We start from the raw sequence: 19,983 nt of genomic DNA, 5'->3' as shown, positions 1-19,983 counted from the left end.
TAAACTTCCACAAATATATTATACAATTTATGCAAAAATTTTTCAACATTTTTCCAGCTCATTTAGCAGCTTTTTCAGAGAAATTTCAAAATTTTCGTCTTCTTTTGACGTTCTTTTCTTCATTGTTCCGGTTTTTCCCCCGCTGCGGCGTACTTTTTGTCCAATGTGGCGCTCAAACAGTAATCGATCCATATTTTCCGAGGTGTAGATCAACCCATTTTGGTTGAGAGCCGCCGCCCTTTTCCCCAGCGCCATCGCCGCTACGCCAAAATCCTGGGTGACCACCAGATCCCCTGGGCTTACTAAGTTGATCAGTTTAATATCCACACTGTCCCTTGCTTTGTCTACCGTAATGATCCGGCTGTAGCCATCGCTGAGTTCATGGCTGGTATCAATCACCATGGTCACAGGAATTTTTCGTTTTTTCGCTTCCCGTACAATGATTTCTTTTACCGGACAGGCATCCGCATCCACATAGATTTCCATTTTTATCCGTTTCCTTCCAGTCAAAATTAGCCGCTGTTATTAACAGCGGCTAATTTTTTGATTTTAGATTATTTCAGCAAAACAGAATCTTTCTCTGTGAAAGCGTCCATATCATAGCTTACAATCTGTTCTGGAGAAAAAGTATACAGGATATTGCCAATATACTGTCCCCGGTTGACTTCGTTAAAACCGTTATAGGTATCCGCCTCTCCATGTGTAATAGATTTTTTCAGTTCAAATCCATCTGTCACAGAGTAAGAAAGTACATAATAAGCGTTTTGAGAATAACCAGAAGTGTTTGCCACAGAGGCAGGGAATGCCATCAAATTACGCTTTAGATTAAACATAACCGCCTTATGATTATAAAGCGCTTCTGAATAACTTCCTTCTACCCCTAGGTTATATACATGCAGCTCCCTGGGGTTGAGCGGATCGCTGACGTCAAACATACTCACCTTTAGCCCGGTAGTCGAAACGCCGCCCCATTGGTTGATATCAGTGTCCTGTCCGATCCCAATGAGAGTATGGTCATCAATCGGATGCAGATATTCACTAAATCCCGGTATCTTCAACTGGCCCATAACCTTCGGAGAGGTTGGGTCGGACAGGTCGATGGCAAAGAGCGGATCGGTTTCCCGGAAGGTAACTACATATGCCATATCATCCATATAACGTACTGAATAAATTCTTTCGCCCGGTGCTAAATCTTCCAGCTTTCCAATCTGCTTCATATTCTGATCCAGCACATACACATTGTTTGAGCTGTAACCCGTAAGCAGTTCTGCCGTGGTTGCTACACGCAGGTTTCCCTGATGTTCACTGAAGGCAAACTGACCATCCGTATAACCGTCAACATAAGCGGTTTCTTTCAAATTCACACTCAGGCCGTTCACCGCAAATTTAATAATATTGGTTCCCGAATAGCTTCCGAAATTTTTTGTCTGCTGATCGGAAGTTACCCGGTCATTATAAGTAGTATAGTACACATACAAGTTGTCATTGGACATGTAAATTCCCTGTCCTCCGCCCAACACCGCCTGTGTTTTCGCACCGCCGCCTTTTATATCTAAAGAAGAAACGATAGCATAGTTATAATCCTGAGATTTGGGTGCCACCGCGATCTGGTCCGCCGGGATTAGTTTCGCCGCCCCAGAAGCGCCGTCATAAACAATCGGAACCATTTCACTCATAGGAGTGTTCTTATTTGTAAAATCCGGATAGATCCACCGGGTGCTTACCAGATAAAGCACTCCGTCTTTTACCCGGGAAGAAATATAGTCTCCATCCTGGTTAAAGGTACGTACCTTTTTCGGCTGGGCTTTGTTGCTCACATCGTATACCACCGCTTGCACTGTACTGTTGCGGTAAATATCCGCTTCCGACCAGTCCTGGGAATAAGTCGCCCCCGCCTTCTCCGCCTCTTTTATTATCGTATCGTCCGTTTCTTCCACAATAGTGGAAGGAGTGATGGGAATTTCTGCATAACCGTAACCTACAGTTACCAAATAATCTCCGCTGAGATAAAACTCATTCACATTCATATCTTCCAATATAATTTTGGAAGTTACTTTCATATCCTGAGCATCCGTAATAAAAATAGTAGGCCCGCGAGTATAAGAATTTTTATATACGTAACTGTACAGATACTCTCCATCGGTTTTTACTATGTCCGCTTCGTCCACACCAGTCTCCTGGACATTGGTCTGGGAATAATCCATACCGCTGCCCGCCGTATTCGGCATAGCCATAGCGTCGTCCATAGCTATTTCTGCTTCCTGTGCAACTGCGCCATCCGCCGCAGCCATATCCACAGCGGCGCCGGCAGAAGTAGAGTTGCTGCTTTTATTAAAAATACCTCCTAAAATCCGATCGAAAAAACTGCCCTTATATTCCGCCTCCGGCGGCGTTAAGCTCTCCACACCGCCCATTTTCTCAAAGATGATATCCCGAACCTGGGTATAATCTTCGGCATAGTAAGCCTGCCCTTCTTCCGGTTGATCGGAATCCTCCTGCGCTGCGCTTTGAAGTGCTGAAACGGCAGTGCTCTGCACCTGACCGGATACTTCCGGATTGCTCTTCTGTATGAGGGGAACCTCCTGCTGGCTTGCATCAAAAGCATATACCGCTCCGATCACTACAACAAAGGTGGCCGCACAGGCCAAAACCGGTTTCCACCAAGCCCGTTTAGAAGGCTGGGGATCCTGCGCCTGCACATCGGTAAGCTTCTGCCTTAACACCTCCCCGGAAAGAGCATAAGGCCGTTTTATATCTTCGTCCAGTTCCAAAAATCGGTCTTTCAGCAGTTCTATATCGCTGGTTATTTCTTTTTCGTTATGTTCGCGCATCGGCTGTCGCTCCTTTCCCGGGAGAATTTATTTTTCAAGCTGGGCACGCAGTTTTTTCAGTGTGCGGTGAAGTTTTGAGCTTACTGTTCCCTGAGGGGCGCCCAAAATTTCCGCGGTTTCACGGACGGTGTATCCCTGCACCACCGCAAGCGCCACAATCTGACGTTCCTGAGGGGTGAGAGTTTCCAGCGCGCGCAGCAGTTCCAGCTTTCGGGAGGATTTTTCCTCCATACTGTCCCCGCCTTCCGCTAAGCCCATGAAATCCTCAATATCCAGCTGATTTCTTCCCGTTATGTACTGTCCGATTTTCCGTTTGCAGCGTATGGAAAGGATGCGCATGATCCAAGGTTTGAAACTGTTGTCATCACGAAGGTTCTTTATGCCTTTGTACGCTTCAATAAACGTTTCGCTGACTACATCCTGTGCGTCATAAGCATTTCCCAGGCTGTAGAGCGCAACTTTATAAAGGTCATCAGCAACCTGCTCATAAACCATCGCAAAACTTTCTTTATCACCAAGCCGAGCTTGTTTTACTGTCGCTACATCTACTACCATTTTCATCACCATTTTCGTCTACAAACGGTTCACCCATATAGTGGGCCTCACCGTTTATTTTACTGCATCAATTTGTAATCTTTTATAAAAAAACAATAAGTGTACTAATCGTCTTAGTACACTTATTATACCATATTTTCCTATTTATGCAATATATTAATTCTCCAATATATCATTGGGACTTTCGACAGTTAGTATAGCAAATACACAAGTGGTAACCACCGAGAGAAAATTTCCCAAAAGATTAATCTGGGTCTGGGACAAATTATCACACAGAATATTGGCAACTGTAGCCGCCGCAAAAACAAACATAGATCCTTCCCCTAAAGAACCTACGTGATTGGCGGTCACCGGCTGGGCGGCGGTATCCACGCCCGCGCCTGCAGCGGCCACATCCGACAAAGAGCTATTCGGATCTGGGATATAGCTAATCTGCTGGCCTCCGGATCCTGTCCCCGCTACTACCGCGCTTAATTGTCCTCGTTTTTTTTTGTTGGCCACTCTATCACCATCCCAATAAAAAAATCCGTTTCCGTATATTTTTATTGTATGCCAAAATTCCTTATTGGGTTAGCCCACAGTAATTTTCATATCTCCGTCTTTGATCCAGCCGCTCTTTCGGAAGAATACAGTAAATCCCCAGGTAAGCAGCGCCGGAAGGATAAAGTGCATTACTGCCATCACTCCTAAAAGCACAGGCATTCCTGTCGTATCTCCCATAGCCGCGATGGTGCCGAACTGTCCCACTAATCCGCAGGTCCCCATTCCCGCGCCTGCCGCTGTATTGGTCATCTTAAGCAGGCAGGTGGAAACCGGCCCTAAAATGGCGCCTGCCAAAGTGGGAGCGATCCACAGCTGGGGACGACGCATGATATTGGAGAACTGAAGCATGGAGGTCCCCAGACCAACACTGATCAGTCCTCCCCAGCCGTTTTCCCGAAAACCGGCCACGGCAAATCCTACCATTTGAGCGCAGCAGCCTACTGTGGCGGCGCCCGCCGCCAGTCCGCTTAAATCCAGCATAATACACAGTGCTGCCGAAGAAATTGGTGCAGTCAGCGCCATTCCCACCACCACAGAAACAATGATCCCCATAGGCAGGGGGGACATTTCCGTTGCCTGATTGACCACATTTCCCAAAAACTGCATAAAATTCTGTACATACGGTCCTACAAAATCTCCCACCAGCCCACCGGATACAATGGTTACAATGGGAGTAAGTACAATATCCACCCCAGTTCTGCCCGCGACCAGAGAACCAATCTCGCTTCCCATAATCGCCGCCACAAAAGCACCTACCGGTCCTCCGGCGGCATATCCTACAGCTCCGCAGGCCACGCTGGAAAAAATCACCAGAGGTCTGGCTTTAAGCCCCCATGCAATTGCCGCGCCAATCGCTCCTCCGACCACCGGAGAAGATGCGCCCAACACTTCGGACACCACATCCAAAAAACCCAATCCAGGAATTTTTGAGATCTGGGAGATTACCAACCCGATAATTAGTGAGGAAAAAAGGCCCAGAGCCATAGCGCTCATGGCGTCTATAAAATACCGTTTAAACACCTTTTTAATAAACTCCAACGTCAACACTCCCTACCCAAAATATGCAAGTTTAATTGGATAAACTTTCACTTTACTAAGAATACAGGAAAACATCAAAAAAGTCCATGGCTATAATCACCATGTACTTTTTTCTAAACGTACTTTATTTCAGCAAAATAGATATATACACAATATAGCTTACATATACCCCTAAAAGTGCAATTCCCTGCCAGCAGTAAAAACGTTTTTTTACAATGGCCGGAAGTACGGCTATCACCATTAACATAAAGGTTACCGGAATATCCAAACTTGCCGTCTGACTAGCCACTGGCAGAGGTCCTTTGGATATTAAAGTACAGGAGGATAAAATCAGGGTAATATCAATAATATTGGCTCCAATGATATTACCGATGGATAGCGACGATTCCTTTTTCGTGATCGCTGAAATTGTGGTGATCAATTCCGGCAAAGAGGTCCCCACCGCGATTAAGGTAATTCCGATGAGTACTTCAGGCACTCCCATCAGTCTGGCCAGAGTGGAACCGTTATTGACCAGCAGCTGAGCGCCTACTAATATGCCCCCAACCCCTAACAAAAATTTCATGAGGTTTACAAAAATATCTTTTCTCGGCACCTTCTCCCGCCTTATACGGCCTTCGCGAGAAGAATCCGCCGTTTTTAAAGAATGAAGATTTAAATAAATAAACAGGCATAAAAGCACCAACATAACAAAGCTTTCCAGCACGTTGAGCTGTCCATCCATAACAAATATGCCTAAAAGCAGCGTGGTAGCCAACATAAGGGTCCCTTTGGCCCAGAAAATCTGATCATCAATTTTACTTGGAAGCGCGGTCAGAGAAATCCCCATAATCAGCCCAATATTAGCAGATACGGAACCTATACCGTTTCCCACCGCCATGTCTACCGAACCTTCCGCGGTGGCCATAATGGATACAATTACTTCTGGCAGGCTTGTCGCTAGGCTGACTACGGTCGCTCCGATTACAAACTTAGGAATCCCTGTCTTTTCCGCTATCCAGGTAGACGCGTCTACAAACGCATCCCCGCCGTATACTACTACCGCCACTCCTATGGCAAACATTATAATAGGCAAAACAAAACTCATTGCGTTTTCTTCCTTTCAGCCGTCTAACTAATAGTATGTCAACTATCCGTCCGGCAATGCTTGGATCTTCTCTTGGCATAAAATAAAAAGACTTCCGGCATAGGTTATTACTATGCCGAAAGTCTCGTAACCAAAATGAACAGTTTGGCTGCAAAGCCACGAAGCAACGCTTCGAGCATGTTGACTTTACATTAAACTACTCCCTTTCAACTTTGCCTATCTTACCATATTTTAGGCATTGCTGTCAAGGCATGTTCTTTTTGCCAATATCCTGACGGAAGTGAGCGTCGGTAAAGTGGATTTTATCCACACAGCGATACGCCCGGCGCACTGCGCGGTCCATTACGCTGGCGGTAGCGGTTACCCCCAGCACCCGGCCGCCGGCTGTTTTATACATTTCGCCGTCCCGGGCAGTGCCCGCATGATAAATAACCGCTTTCTCTTCATCCAGCTGCCCAGCGGCATTCAAGCCGTCAATCTGGTAGCCGGTCTGGTATTTCTTCGGATAGCCGCCGCTTGCCATCACCACGCATGCTGCATATCGGTTGGAAAACTCCACAGATATCTGATCCAGTTTCTGTTCCCAAATGGCCAGCATAATTTCCAGCAGATCCGTTTTTAACAGAGGAAGCACCACCTGGGTTTCCGGATCGCCGAACCGGCAGTTGTATTCAATCACATAAGGACCGTTTGGCGTAATCATCAGTCCAAAATATAAGCAGCCGGAAAAGGGGCGTCCCTCCGCTTTCATAGCATCCAAGGTGGGACGGAAAATCTTTTCCATACATTCTTTGGCTACTTCCGGTGTGTAGTGTATATTAGGAGCCACCGTTCCCATACCGCCGGTATTGAGCCCCTGATCGTTGTCGTATGCCCGTTTATGATCCATAGAAGAAACCATGGGAACCACTGTATTCCCATCGCAGAAAGCCAAGACGCTAACTTCCGGACCGGTGAGATATTCTTCCACCACAATATGATTTCCGCTTGCGCCGAAAATTTTATCCTCCATAATGGAGTTCACCCCATCAACGGCTTCTTCCACTGTCTGAGCGATGATGACTCCTTTTCCCAACGCCAGACCATCCGCTTTGATGACTACCGGGAAAGCGCCCTTCGCCATAATATAGGAAATCGCTTCATGGGGTTTATCAAAGGTGCGATAGTCCGCTGTGGGAATTCCATATTTTTTCATCAAATTTTTGGAAAACACCTTGCTTCCCTCAATTATCGCCGCCGCTTTATTGGGGCCAAAGGTTTTAATTCCCGCTTCATTAAGGGCGTCCACCATTCCCAATACCAGCGGATCATCCGGGGCCACTACAACAAAATCAATCGCCTTTTCCTTGGCAAAATTTACTATGCCCTCAATATCCACCGCTTTGATAGGGACACAAGTTGCATCCGCCGAAATACCGCCATTTCCCGGAGCGCAATAAATTTCTTCTACTTTGGGGCTTTCTTTCAGTTCGCGGATTAAGGCATGTTCTCGCCCGCCCCCGCCGACTACCAATAGTTTCATGATAACCTCCAACACTTATATACAAATAAAAGCGAATTTATATTAATGTTTAAAATGACGCATACCAGTAAATACCATAGCAATTCCCGCTTCATCACAGGCTTTGATGCTGTCCTCATCTCGGATAGAGCCGCCCGGCTGAATAATCGCTGTTATTCCTGCAGCCTGCGCATGTTCCACACAGTCAGAGAAAGGGAAAAACGCATCCGACGCCATTACCGAACCTTTAACATTCTCGCCGCCGTATTTGATAGCCAGGTCTAAGGCGGTCACCCGGTTGGTCTGTCCCGGGCCCACGCCTACCGTCTGGAAATCCTTCGCCAGCGCGATACCATTGGATTTGACATGTTTTACAATCCGCCAGGCAAACAGCAGCTGCTGCATCTCCTCTTCGGTGGGCGCGCGCTTGGTAACTACCTTAAGTTCCCCATCCAGCAGTTTGGTATCCAGCTGCTGCACCAGCAGTCCGCCCGCTACCTTCTTCATGTCCAGCATGTCCTCACTATTGGCGCCCGCTGGATTTTTCAGCTTCAGAAGGCGGATATTTTTCTTTTTAGAAAGAATTTCAAACGCTTGCTCTGTAAAGGAGGGAGCGATAATAATCTCTAAGAAAATCTTAGCCAGCTCCTGCGCGGTTTTCTCATCTACCTCACGATTAAGAGCTACAATTCCGCCAAAAATGGAAACCGGATCGGAGTTATACGCCTTCATATACGCGTCGTAAATAGTATCCCCCACACCTACGCCGCAGGGATTCGCGTGCTTTACTCCTACTGCGCACGGCTTGTCATAGCCAAATTCTTTCAGCACATCCAGCGCGCCGTTAGCATCGTTAATATTGTTGTAAGAAAGTTCTTTTCCATGAAGCTGCTGCGCCGCCGCCAGGGTATTGTCAAAGTTGCCTACCTCCTGGTAAAACGCCGCTTTCTGATGAGGATTTTCCCCATAACGCATCTGCTGCACCTTTTCGTAGGTCATAGTAAACTGCTCAGGAAAAGGATCCTCGCCCCGCTGTTTTCTTAAGTAGTTGTTGATCAGAGCGTCATACGCCGCTGTATGTTCAAATACTTTTCCCGCCAACACGAATTTTGTTTGTTTGGTAACGCCCCCGGCCTTCATTTCTTCGATCACTTTGCCATAATCCGCCGGATCCACAACAACCGCTACATCCTGCCAGTTTTTGGCAGCGGCACGAATCATGGTAGGCCCGCCGATATCAATATTTTCAATCGCTTCTTCCAAGGTAACGTCCGGTTTTAAAATAGTCGCCTTAAAAGGATAAAGGTTGATCGCCACCACGTCGATCAATGTAACTCCTAACGCATCCACCTGACGCATATGTTCCGGATTGGACCGCATTGCCAAAATACCTGCATGTACCAACGGATGCAAGGTTTTTACCCTGCCGTCCAAACACTCCGGAAAACCGGTTACTTCTGAAATTCCAGTTACTTTTATCCCTGCATCGGCCAAAGCTTTGGCGGTACCTCCGGTAGATACGATTTCAAAATCCAGTTGTTCCAATGCCTTTGCAAATTCCACAACGCCTGTTTTATCAGAGACACTGATCAACGCACGTTTTTTCATCATTTTCCTCCCTGTATCACGTATATTACACTTTTCCTATTTTATCTTTCCCTGGCAGAATAAAGAAACCGCTTTGGGAAGCAGTTCCCATTCCGCCTGCTCCATAACCCGCTTCTGCAGGGTTTGGGGAGTGTCCCCTTCTTCCACTTCCACTGCCTTTTGCAGGATAATCTGTCCGCCGTCGGTCACCTCATTAACAAAATGCACCGTAGCGCCGGTCACTTTTACCCCATAATTCAAAGCCGCTTCATGGACGTGCAAACCATAAAATCCATCGCCGCAAAAAGACGGAATCAGCGCCGGATGCACGTTGATAATCCTACGCTCATACCGGCGGATTACCTTTTCTCCCAACACATACATAAATCCCGCTAAGACGATTAAATCCGCCTGCTGTTTTTCCAGCACTGCTAAAATCGCCTCGTCGTATTGTTCCCGGCTGCCATATTCTTTTCTGGGCACTGCCAGAGTAGAAATTCCAGCGTTTTTTGCCCGAGTCAAGGCATATGCCTGAGGATTGGAGCTGATCACACAGCTGATCTTTCCCGGAAGGATTTCCCCCCGGTTTTGCGCGTCGATCAGCGCCTGCAGGTTGGTTCCGCCGCCGGAAACCAATACCACTACATTTTTATGTGCTAACATAATTCTACGCCCTTTTCTCCGTCATCTACAAAACCGATGACCTTGGCCTGTTCGCCGCAGTCGGTGAGAATTTCCACTGTTTTCTGCGCGTCCTGCTGGTCTACTACCAGACACATGCCTACTCCCATATTAAACGTGTTGTACATATCCCGTTCCGGAATGCCTCCCTTTTTCTGAATAAGTTCAAAAATAGGAAGAGGATTCACACTCTTTTTAGAGATAACCGCTTTTTTCCCTTCCGGCAAAGAGCGAGGAATATTTTCAAAAAATCCGCCGCCGGTAATGTGGGAAATAGCTTTCACCTTGATCTGTTCCAATAAGGCCAGCATGGGTTTTACATAGATTTTAGTAGGGGTGAGCAAACATTCACCTAAACTCATCCCCAGCTCTTCATAATAGGTCTCCAGCGCCGCCTTATCCATATCAAATACCTTTCGCACCAAAGAAAAACCATTAGAATGTACGCCGCTGGAACGAATCGCTACAATCGCGTCGCCGGCTTTAATGGAGGAATTGTCCAAAATTTTGGATTTGTCCACCACGCCTACAGAAAACCCCGCCAGGTCGTACTCGTCTTCCGGATAAAATCCCGGCATCTCCGCCGTTTCCCCGCCGCACAAAGCACAGCCCGCCTGTACACAGCCTTCCGCCACACCGGAAACGATCTGAGCGACTTTTTCCGGGTAATTTTTGCCCACGGCTATATAATCCAAAAAGAGCAAAGGTTTTGCTCCGCAGCAGATGATATCATTGACACACATCGCCACACAGTCGATCCCTACGGTATCATGTTTATCCATTAAAAAGGCCGCTTTCAGTTTGGTCCCCACACCGTCGGTACCGCTAACCAATACGGGTTTTTCAATCCCGGTTATATCCAGTTCAAACAGCCCGCCAAATCCTCCCAGTCCGCCAAGAACTCCCGACGTCATAGTGCGGGCTACGTGCGCCTTCATCAGTTCCACTGCCTTATAACCAGCAGTAACGTCTACCCCTGCCGCTTTATAGGAATCGGAATAACTTTTCTCCATTGTTCTGCCCCCTATTTTGCTTTTTCGCTGAGTTTACGTTCAAATTTATCTTTTTTCACCACATCCGGCACGGCAATAGGATATTCTCCAGTAAAACATCCCACGCAGAATCCGCATTTTGCATCCTTCGCAATCCTTTTTACCCCATCCACACTCAGATAGGTCAGACTTTCAACGCCGATGCTTTTTGCGATTTCATCCACACTCATCCGGCAGGCGATCAATTTATCCCGGCTGTCAATATCCGTACCAAAGAAACACGGATTTTTAAAAGGCGGCGCGGAGATGGCAAAATGCACTTCTTTTGCCCCCGCATCACGGATCAGCTTCACTATCCGAGCGCAGGTGGTTCCGCGTACAATGCTGTCATCTACTAAAACGACCCTCTTGCCCTTGACAGTTTCTGAAATTACATTTAATTTAATCCGAACAGAATTTTCTCTCTGTCCCTGGGACGGCTGAATAAACGTACGTCCCACATAGCGATTTTTCACAAAGCCAACTCCATAAGGAATGCCCGATTCCTGAGAATAACCCAGGGCCGCATCCAGACCGGAGTCCGGAACGCCGATAACTACATCCGCTTCCACCGGGTTTTCCTGATAAAGAATTCTTCCCGCTTCCCGACGTGCGTCATGGACGCTGGCCCCTTCGATAATCGAATCCGGACGGGCAAAATATACAAACTCAAACACACAGAAAGAGCTTTTTCCGCCGCAGTGGGTACGGATGCTGCGCATCTCATTATCTTCAACCACAACAATTTCTCCCGGCTCGATATCCCGCACAAACTCAGCTCCTATACTATCCAATGCACAGGATTCTGAAGCGAATACATAGCCGCCGCTTTCCGTACGTCCCAAACAAAGAGGACGGAACCCATTGGGATCCCGGGCGGCGATCAGCTTTTTAGGCGACATAACAATTAAAGAATATGCTCCCTTGATGGTATGCATAGCCTTTTCCACTGCTTCTTCAATACTGGAGGACATCAATCGTTCCCGGGTGATAATATAGCTGATTACTTCCGTATCATTTGTGGTATGGAAAATAGCGCCGTTCATTTCCAGCTGTTCCCTCAACTGGGCAGCATTCACCAAATTGCCGTTATGGGCAAGCGCCATATGCCCCTTGCAGTGGCGTACCACCAAAGGCTGGGCGTTAATACTGGAGGAGTTTCCAGTAGTGGAGTAACGACAGTGACCTACCGCAATACTCCCCTGCCCCAGCTTTTCTAAAACCTCCCGATTAAATACGTCTGGCACCAGTCCGGCATCTTTATGGCATTTAATTACTCCATCGTCATTTACTGCTATCCCACAGTTCTCCTGTCCCCGATGCTGCAGAGCATACAGAGCCAAATAAGCGCTGGTTGCCACATTATCACAGGTTTTGTCATAAATACCGAATACGCCACATTCTTCGTGCAGTTTATCAAACAAAGTATTCATCAACTCCTACATTCCTTTTCCGGCCTATTCGCCCAACAGCCGTTTCATAATCTCCTGATAGGCGCCTTCTACATTTCCAAGATCTCTGCGGAAACGGTCCTTATCCAATTTCTCTCCAGTGACGCTGTCCCAGAAGCGGCAGGTATCTGGAGAAATTTCATCTGCCAGAATAATGGTTCCATCCGAGGTTTTACCAAATTCCAATTTGAAATCGATCAGCTCGATATTTAAGTCTTTGAGATAATTGGTCAGAAGCTCATTGATTTTAAAAGCGTAACCGGCAATGGTGGCCAATTCTTCCGGAGTCGCAAGTTCCATGGCATATACGTGGTAATCATTGACCATCGGGTCTCCCAACGCATCGTCTTTATAACTGTATTCCAATACGGTTTTGGCAAGCTTTTTGCCTTCTGGCAGCCCCAGCCGTTTGGAAAGAGAACCAGCGGCAATATTGCGAACAATCACTTCAAGCGGAACAATCGTAACTTTCTTAACCAGGGTTTCACGGTCGGAAAGCTCTTTGATCAGATGGGTAGGAATCCCATGTGATTCCAGCATTTTCATCAAATGATTGCTCACTCTGTTATTAATAATTCCCTTTTCATTGATAGTACCTTTTTTCAATCCGTTAAACGCAGTGGCATCGTCTTTATACTCTACAATATAAGCTTCCGGGTCATCCGTGGCAAATACTTTTTTGGCCTTTCCTTCATAAAGCTGCTGTAATTTTTTCATAACTGCACTCTCCCAATTTTTTTATTTTCACTGTTTATTTAAACATTTCTTGGATTTTTGCGTCCTTTTCCATTACTTTCTTTTCCATTTCCAATTTATGGATCCCTAGCTTGTACGCAACTTCCGCATCATATACACCGATAATCTGCGCTGCCAGCAGACCTGCATTCTGCGCCCCGTCAATAGCTACAGTAGCCACCGGAATGCCCCCCGGCATCTGCACTGTGGCAAGTAAAGCATCCAATCCATCCAACGTGGAGGATTTAATAGGAATACCAATTACCGGCAATGTAGTGTGAGCCGCCAGTACCCCCGCCAGATGGGCAGCCTTTCCTGCAGCGGCAATAATTACCGCAAAACCATTTTCCCGCGCAGCCGCAGCAAACTCACAGGCCTGTTTCGGGGTACGATGGGCGCTCATCACATGAACTTCTGTAGCAATGCCAAATTCTTTTAACGTATCGATCGCCCCTTGCACCGTAGGCAAATCGCTGTCGCTTCCCATGACAACCGCTACTTTTCTTTCCGCCATGATAAACACTCCTTTTTGTATAACAACTGTTTTTTGCAAAATGAAAGCAGGCTGCGCTGACAGCGCCGCCTGCAACTATACATTTATCCTGCTACAATAACACCCACCAGGTGCCCAAAGACGCATTTATAGGAGGAACAGGAATTAATTTGGGAACGACAAATACCCATGCTAATGCACATAGCTATCTTACCTCCGCATAAATACTACATCTAAAGTTTACATTAAAAGCCTTCACTTTTCAACGATTCTTCGCTATAATTCAAAAGATTGGAACAATGATCGAAAACCCGAGAACCGCTCGTTGGCTTTTTGTCGATATTAACAACATGAGAAATAAAAATTCGTGAATATAGTGAGAAAAAAGCCTCTCCTTGGAAAAGGAGAGGCTTTTTGTGACTTTTCTCTCTGGGCAGATTAATACATACCGCCCATACCGCCCGGGGCGCCGCCGCCCATAGGAGCCGGATTTTCTTCTTTTTCATCCGCAACCAGCGCTTCAGTGGTAAGCACCATAGCCGCTACGGAGGAAGCGTTCTGCAAAGCGCTTCTGGTAACTTTGGTAGGATCAACAATACCAAGCTCAATCATGTCGCCGTAAGCGTCTTTGGACGCGTCATAGCCGTAACCAACCTTACGGGAACGTTTGATCTTGTCAATAATAACGGAACCTTCTACTCCCGCATTGATGGCAATCTGACGGATCGGGGCTTCCAGAGCTTTCAGCACGATCTTAGCACCGGTCTTTTCATCTCCATCCAAGGTCGGAATGAGTTTTTCTACTGCCGGGATTGCATTCAGCGGAGCAACACCGCCGCCTGCTACAATACCTTCTTCTACCGCCGCTTTGGTCGCGGAAAGGGCGTCCTCGATACGCAGTTTCTTTTCTTTCATTTCTACTTCTGTCGCTGCGCCAACTTTGATCACCGCTACGCCGCCTGCCAATTTAGCAAGTCTTTCCTGCAGTTTTTCTTTATCGTAATCACTGGTTGTGGTTTCAATTTCAGTGCGGATCTGATGAACTCTGGCTTTGATTTCGTCCGAATCCCCTGCGCCATCCACGATAATAGTGTTTTCTTTGGTGATTTTCACCTGACGAGCGCGGCCCAGCTGCGCCATCGTAGTATCCTTCAGTTCCAAGCCCAGTTCTTCGCTGATTACCTGACCGCCGGTCAAGATCGCAATATCCCGAAGCATATCTTTTCTTCTGTCGCCGAAGCCAGGGGCTTTCACCGCTACACAGGTAAAGGTGCCGCGCAGTTTGTTTACAATCAAAGTGGAGAGAGCTTCGCCTTCTACATCTTCAGCGATAATAACCAGTTTCTTGCCGGCCTGTACAATTTGTTCCAGAAGCGGCAAAATATCCTGGATAATAGAAATCTTTTTATCAGTGATCAAAATCAGAGCATCGTCGATAACCGCTTCCATCTTTTCAGTATCGGTTACCATATACGGGGTGATGTAACCTCTGTCGAACTGCATGCCTTCTACCACTTCGCTGTAGGTTTCTGCAGTTTTGGATTCTTCAATGGTAATAACACCGTCGGCGGATACTTTTTCCATCGCTTCCGCGATCAGTTTTCCGATAAATTCATCACCGGAAGAAACAGCGGCAACCCTGGCGATATCCTCGCTGCCTTTTACCTTTTTGGAGTTGGCTTTAATGGCTTCCACCGCCACGTCAACCGCTCTGCCGATACCTTTTTTTACCGCCATAGGATTGGCGCCGGAAGTTACGTTTTTCATTCCTTCATGAACCAATGCCTGAGCCAGCAAGGTCGCAGTGGTGGTACCGTCGCCGGCGGCATCGTTGGTTTTGGTAGCGACTTCTTTTACCAACTGGGCGCCCATATTTTCAAACGCATCTTCCAGTTCGATTTCTTTGGCGATGGTCACACCGTCGTTGGTAATCAGCGGAGCGCCGAATTTCTTATCGAGCACTACATTGCGGCCCTTGGGTCCCAATGTAATTTTTACAGTATCGGCCAATTTATCAAGACCGGCCAGAAGCGCTTTTCTGGCGTCTTCGCCATAGGAAATTACTTTTGCCATAATAATCAGTTCCTTTCAAATTTAAGATAATAATTATTCTACAACTGCAAGAATATCCGACTGACGAAGAATGGTGTATTCTACGCCGTCCACTTTTACTTCAGTGCCGGAGTATTTGCTCAGTAAAACCTTATCCCCTGCTTTTACATACATGGTGACTTCTTTTCCATCCACCACGCCGCCCGGGCCTACCGCTACAATTTCAGCAATTTGGGGTTTTTCCTTTGCGGAGCCAGCAAGAATAATACCACTTTTAGTGGTTTCTTCCGCTTCCACCATCTTTGTTACGACTCTGTCTGCAAGTGGTTTAATAGTCATGATAATTCCTCCATATAAAAGTATTTATTAGAAACTTAATTTTAGCACTCATTAACCTTGAGTGCTAAGACTATTTTAATACATAATAAAAAAAAATCAAGTCTTTTTTAAAAAAATTCTCTAATTTTACATTTTCGTAACAATCATCCTTCCATTTCCTGATTGAAACTATCGGCTGATTTTGTTACAATATCTTTAATTTGATAAGGATGGAGCGGTGATATATATGAAATTGGTAGTGCTTGACGGTTTTTTGGTAAATCATGACAACCTTCCCTGGGAGCTTGCGGATATGTTCGACGTGACATGGTATGACGCTACAAAACCGGAGGATACCATTTCCCGCATTGGGGACGCCCAGGCGGTATTTGTCAACCGCCACGCCATTACAAAAGAAGTTTTTAAGGCCTGCCCCAACATAGAATATATCGGGGTTTTAGGCACCGGTTTTAATATGATCGACCTGGAGGCCGCGAAAGAGGCGGGGGTTACTATCTGCAATGTCCCTGCCTACAGCACCAACGCTGTGGCCCAGTGCGTCTTTTCCCTTTTGCTGAATATCTCTTTTATGACCTACAAACACAACGAGTTTGTGAAAGCGGGAAAATGGAACAAAGTCCCTGATGAAGAACTAGTGGATAAACCCATGTTCGAGCTTGCCGGAAAAACAATGGGAGTGATTGGTTTTGGCCATATTGGTCAGGCGGTGGCAAAAATCGCCAACGCTATGGGAATGGAGGTTCTGGCCTACCGCCGTCATCCGGATAAATCTCTGGAAACAAGCCAGCTTCATTTTGCCTGTTTGGACGAACTGTTGGCGAAATCAGATATCATTTCGCTGCACTGTCCTCTCAATCCTGAAACCACTCAACTGATCAATAAAGATACTATCGCTAAAATGAAAGACGGCGCAGTATTGATCAACACCTCCCGGGGAGGGGTCATTAACGATCAGGATGTGGCAGACGCTCTGGACAGCGGAAAGTTGTATATGGCGGGACTGGACGTTCTCACTGTGGAGCCTCCCACAGACGGCAACCCGCTGACTCTGCATCCCCGTACTATCCTTACCCCTCATATGGGATGGGGGCCAAAAGAAACCCGTATCCGCCTCTTGGATGTGGTTTCTAAAAACTTTTTGGCTTATCTCAACGGAAACCCCGTCAACGTGGTAGGCGAATAAATAAAAAAAGGGCACAAGGAATACCATTCCTTGTGCCCTTCTCAGCTCTTATGGACGCAAAGCCATCCCATCCATCGCCGTTTTCCTTACGCCAAACGCCGTACGCGGATTTCGCTTACTTTCTTAGCTAGGAAATATAGAATTGCTGTTTTAACAGGGAGCATTACAATGTTTTTCACAAGCCTGGCCCCCACCAATACAATAAATGCCTGGCCATACATCATAGACAGCCAAAGGGAAGTCAGGGTTAAATCGATAACCAAAGTCACCGTCAGCTGGGCGCAGAACACCCTTGCCAGGGTAACTTCCTTCTTATACAAAAAAAGGCCGTAAATAAATCCCAACACAAATTCACTAAGGGTAAACCCTGGAAAAAAGCCGCCGTTGGGTTTTACAATATATTTCAGAATATCTGTGGCTATGCCGATCATTCCAGTGAGCATCGGTCCGTACAGCATACCGGAAATTCCCACCGTAATAAAGGCAAAAGAAATCTGCTGAGTCAGACTGATGATCACCGTAAGCTGGTGCAAAATCACATTCAGCGCCGCCAGCATGGCCGCTCCGGTGAGGGACCCTATTCGTTTTATTTCCCCGCAAGAACGCTTCACAAGGCCTGGGAGATCCTTGATTTCAGCGGGCAGGGATTTCTTTACCTGTTTTTCCACGCAAAAAATCCTCCTTCACGCATAAAAATCGCTACATGAAAGAGGATGGCTACTCTTTGAATGTAGCAGCGGGATGCGAAATTTGTACCGCAAGTTTCCTTTTCGTCCACCGGACAACTCCCCGTTCCAGGCGGCACTTAACGCACAAATTTCTACTCTGCATTTGAATTTATTATACGCAATCCCATGCTATATTGCAAGAGGCAAATTTTCTTTTAAAAAAAAGGCGAAGATCATTCTTCGCCTTTTTTCCTTTATAACCTTGTTAAAATCTCTTCCCTTATCTCAGAGAGACTAATAGACTGTATCTTCTCCCTCATTTCCAAAATAGCTGCCGGCGCTACCGAAAACTCAGTAACTCCCATAGTCAAAAATATCTCCGTCAGGCTGACGTCCGCCGCGCTTTCACCGCAGATTCCGCACCAAATTCCGTTCTCCTGTGCGTTTCGTGCCGTCAGCTTTATCAGGCGCAGTACGGAAATATTATGAGGATCGTACAGATGCCCGATCTTTCCATTCATCCGATCCACCGCCAAAGTGTACTGCGTCAGATCGTTGGTGCCAATAGAAAAGAAATCCACCTCTTTTGCCAGCAAATCGCTGGCAAGGGCCGCCGCCGGAGTTTCCACCATGACGCCCAGTTCTATGCGGTCTGCATACGGTGTTCCGTTTGCGTCCAGTGCCAATTTTATTTCTTCTATCATATTTTTAATTTCCCTGATCTCTTCCACCTGGGTAATCATCGGGAACATAATTGCCAGTTTTCCGTATACCGAAGCCCGGTAAAGAGCCCTCAGCTGGGTTTTAAAAATGTCTTTGCGGTCCAGGCAAATGCGAATTGCCCGGTATCCCATAGCTGGGTTATCCTCCCTGGGCATGTTAAAATACGGGGCGGTCTTATCCGCTCCCAAATCTAGGGTACGTATGATTACACGTTTTCCTTTCATGCGTTGAAGTACTGTGCGGTAGGCTTCAAACTGGGCCTGTTCCGTGGGAAAGTCATCACTTTCCAAATATAAAAACTCACTGCGAAACAAACCGATGCCCTGCCCGTCGTTTTCCAATACAAGGTCCACATCCGCCGGATTGCCGATGTTAGCGTTTATTTCTATTTTTATACCATCTTTTGTTTTGCTCTCGGTACCCTTGAGCTTTTTTAGCTTTTCCAAATGAGCCAAATATTCCTGCCGTTTCGCAGAGTATTCCTCCACTGTCTTTTCATCCGGGTCCGCAATCAGCAGACCGGAAAATCCATCTACAATTACCTTGTCCCCGTCGGACAGCAGCTCCTGCAGCTGACTTCCCACCCCTACGACAGCGGGGATACCCATCGTCCGAGCAAGGATTGCCGAATGAGAAATTTTGCTTCCCGCGCTGGTCACAAACGCCAGTACCTTGGATTTATCCATCTGGATAGTCTCGCTTGGCAGCAGATCTTCGGCCGCAATCACTATCTCCCGCTCATAACCGCTTAAATCATCCTGAAGCCGGCCGGTTAACAGACCTACCAGCCGGTTGGAAATATCTATAATGTCAGCGCTGCGTTCCTTCATATACTCATCGTCAAGGGAAGAGAACATCTGGGCAAACTGTTCCCCGGCAAGCTGTACTGCATATTCCGCACAATACTTGTTATTGGTAATGTACCCCTGGATTGTCTCTACATAATCCAAGTCCTGAAGCATCATCTGATGGATCTCAAAGATCATCGAATCCGCTTCTCCCACTTCCTTCAGCGCCTTGGCATGGAGCTTCATCAAGGTCTCATTGGCTTGCTGCCGCGCCAGCCTTAACCGCTCAAGCTCCGCAGATACATCCTCAACTAGGCGCATCTGCACTCTCATCTGTTTTTTCCCCAGAAACTGTAATCTTCCTATGGCTACGCCCTTGGATGCGCCAATCCCGTTAAAACGTTTCATACTTTCACCTCTGGCGTCCCTTATTCCTTATTAAAAATTGACTTCACAGAATTTTAGAAGCTGTTCACATGCACTTTCCTCATCTGGTCCCACAATAGTAAAGATCATCGTTTCTCCCTGTTTGATAGCCAGACTCATAATACCGAACAGTCGTTTGGCATCTGCCGTTTTTTCCGCCTTGGTAAGGGAAATTTTGCTTTCATAAGTCGCCGCCTTTTTAACCAAAAGGCCCGCTGGACGGGCATGCAATCCCAGTTTATCTTTTGCGGTATATTCAAAGCTTTTCACA

General features: G+C 46.7%; 19 protein-coding genes and 1 riboswitch. Of the genes, 1 reads left to right on the top strand and 18 read right to left on the bottom strand.

Features of this window, described 5'->3' with window-relative positions; genetic code table 11:
* Positions 1-42: 42 nt before the first annotated feature.
* From H8705_RS05125 to H8705_RS05055, 15 genes are all read right to left on the bottom strand, one after another.
* Positions 43-486 carry a YaiI/YqxD family protein gene (locus H8705_RS05125; protein ID WP_262394749.1) on the bottom strand — a complete coding sequence of 148 codons (444 nt, stop codon included), beginning with the start codon at positions 484-486 and terminating at the stop codon, positions 43-45.
* A 68-nt stretch (positions 487-554) separates the two neighbouring features.
* Complete coding sequence (locus H8705_RS05120; protein WP_262394748.1) at positions 555-2,831, bottom strand: beta-propeller domain-containing protein; 2,277 nt, start codon at positions 2,829-2,831, stop codon at positions 555-557.
* A gap of 27 nt (positions 2,832-2,858) precedes the next feature.
* Positions 2,859-3,392, bottom strand: a complete 534-nt coding sequence (locus H8705_RS05115) for an RNA polymerase sigma factor (protein ID WP_262394747.1) — start codon at positions 3,390-3,392, stop codon at positions 2,859-2,861.
* A 150-nt stretch (positions 3,393-3,542) separates the two neighbouring features.
* Positions 3,543-3,887 (bottom strand): hypothetical protein, encoded by a 345-nt coding sequence (locus H8705_RS05110; RefSeq protein ID WP_262394746.1) that lies wholly within the window; start codon positions 3,885-3,887, stop codon positions 3,543-3,545.
* 69 nt (positions 3,888-3,956) lie between these two features.
* Entirely contained in the window at positions 3,957-4,976 is a 1,020-nt protein-coding gene (locus H8705_RS05105) for a PTS transporter subunit IIC (RefSeq protein ID WP_392392069.1), read from the bottom strand.
* Between the two features lie 115 nt (positions 4,977-5,091).
* Complete coding sequence (locus H8705_RS05100) at positions 5,092-6,054, bottom strand: calcium/sodium antiporter (protein ID WP_262394744.1); 963 nt, start codon at positions 6,052-6,054, stop codon at positions 5,092-5,094.
* Positions 6,055-6,298: 244 nt separating this feature from the next.
* Positions 6,299-7,576 carry a phosphoribosylamine--glycine ligase gene (purD, locus tag H8705_RS05095; protein WP_262394743.1) on the bottom strand — a complete coding sequence of 426 codons (1,278 nt, stop codon included), beginning with the start codon at positions 7,574-7,576 and terminating at the stop codon, positions 6,299-6,301.
* Positions 7,577-7,618: 42 nt separating this feature from the next.
* A complete protein-coding gene (gene purH, locus H8705_RS05090) occupies positions 7,619-9,163 on the bottom strand; it encodes a bifunctional phosphoribosylaminoimidazolecarboxamide formyltransferase/IMP cyclohydrolase (RefSeq protein ID WP_262394934.1) in 1,545 nt (514 codons plus the stop codon).
* Positions 9,164-9,199: 36 nt separating this feature from the next.
* A complete protein-coding gene (purN, locus tag H8705_RS05085) occupies positions 9,200-9,805 on the bottom strand; it encodes a phosphoribosylglycinamide formyltransferase (RefSeq protein WP_262394742.1) in 606 nt (201 codons plus the stop codon).
* Positions 9,799-10,836, bottom strand: a complete 1,038-nt coding sequence (purM, locus tag H8705_RS05080) for a phosphoribosylformylglycinamidine cyclo-ligase (RefSeq protein WP_262394741.1) — start codon at positions 10,834-10,836, stop codon at positions 9,799-9,801. The genes purN and purM overlap by 7 nt, the downstream gene beginning before the upstream one ends.
* Before the next feature lie 11 nt (positions 10,837-10,847).
* Positions 10,848-12,287: an amidophosphoribosyltransferase gene (gene purF, locus H8705_RS05075; RefSeq protein WP_262394740.1), complete on the bottom strand. Its 1,440-nt coding sequence runs from the start codon at positions 12,285-12,287 to the stop codon at positions 10,848-10,850.
* 24 nt (positions 12,288-12,311) lie between these two features.
* On the bottom strand, positions 12,312-13,022 hold the full coding sequence (gene purC, locus H8705_RS05070) for a phosphoribosylaminoimidazolesuccinocarboxamide synthase (protein WP_262394739.1): 711 nt from the start codon (positions 13,020-13,022) through the stop codon (positions 12,312-12,314).
* 34 nt (positions 13,023-13,056) lie between these two features.
* Complete coding sequence (gene purE, locus H8705_RS05065) at positions 13,057-13,554, bottom strand: 5-(carboxyamino)imidazole ribonucleotide mutase (RefSeq protein WP_262394738.1); 498 nt, start codon at positions 13,552-13,554, stop codon at positions 13,057-13,059.
* Between the two features lie 417 nt (positions 13,555-13,971).
* Complete coding sequence (gene groL / locus H8705_RS05060; RefSeq protein WP_262394737.1) at positions 13,972-15,606, bottom strand: chaperonin GroEL; 1,635 nt, start codon at positions 15,604-15,606, stop codon at positions 13,972-13,974.
* A 33-nt stretch (positions 15,607-15,639) separates the two neighbouring features.
* Positions 15,640-15,924, bottom strand: a complete 285-nt coding sequence (locus H8705_RS05055) for a co-chaperone GroES (RefSeq protein WP_262394736.1) — start codon at positions 15,922-15,924, stop codon at positions 15,640-15,642.
* Positions 15,925-16,150: 226 nt separating this feature from the next.
* Between H8705_RS05055 and H8705_RS05050 the strand changes: the two genes are divergently transcribed.
* On the top strand, positions 16,151-17,107 hold the full coding sequence (locus H8705_RS05050; protein WP_262394735.1) for a D-2-hydroxyacid dehydrogenase: 957 nt from the start codon (positions 16,151-16,153) through the stop codon (positions 17,105-17,107).
* Positions 17,108-17,193: 86 nt separating this feature from the next.
* On the opposite strand, the gene H8705_RS05045 is transcribed toward H8705_RS05050, so the two are convergent.
* The 3 genes from H8705_RS05045 to H8705_RS05035 form a co-directional block, all read right to left on the bottom strand.
* Complete coding sequence (locus tag H8705_RS05045; protein WP_262394734.1) at positions 17,194-17,775, bottom strand: folate family ECF transporter S component; 582 nt, start codon at positions 17,773-17,775, stop codon at positions 17,194-17,196.
* 64 nt (positions 17,776-17,839) lie between these two features.
* Positions 17,840-17,937: riboswitch (THF riboswitch) on the bottom strand.
* Between the two features lie 92 nt (positions 17,938-18,029).
* Positions 18,030-19,694 (bottom strand): phosphoenolpyruvate--protein phosphotransferase, encoded by a 1,665-nt coding sequence (ptsP, locus tag H8705_RS05040; RefSeq protein ID WP_262394733.1) that lies wholly within the window; start codon positions 19,692-19,694, stop codon positions 18,030-18,032.
* A 30-nt stretch (positions 19,695-19,724) separates the two neighbouring features.
* Positions 19,725-19,982, bottom strand: a complete 258-nt coding sequence (locus H8705_RS05035) for an HPr family phosphocarrier protein (protein ID WP_262394732.1) — start codon at positions 19,980-19,982, stop codon at positions 19,725-19,727.
* Position 19,983: the final 1 nt, after the last annotated feature.

Source organism: Youxingia wuxianensis, from assembly GCF_014385085.1.
Classification (GTDB): domain Bacteria; phylum Bacillota; class Clostridia; order Oscillospirales; family Ruminococcaceae; genus Youxingia; species Youxingia wuxianensis.
Note: the sequence above shows the minus strand (reverse complement) of the source record. Positions and strands in the feature narration are given on the sequence as shown.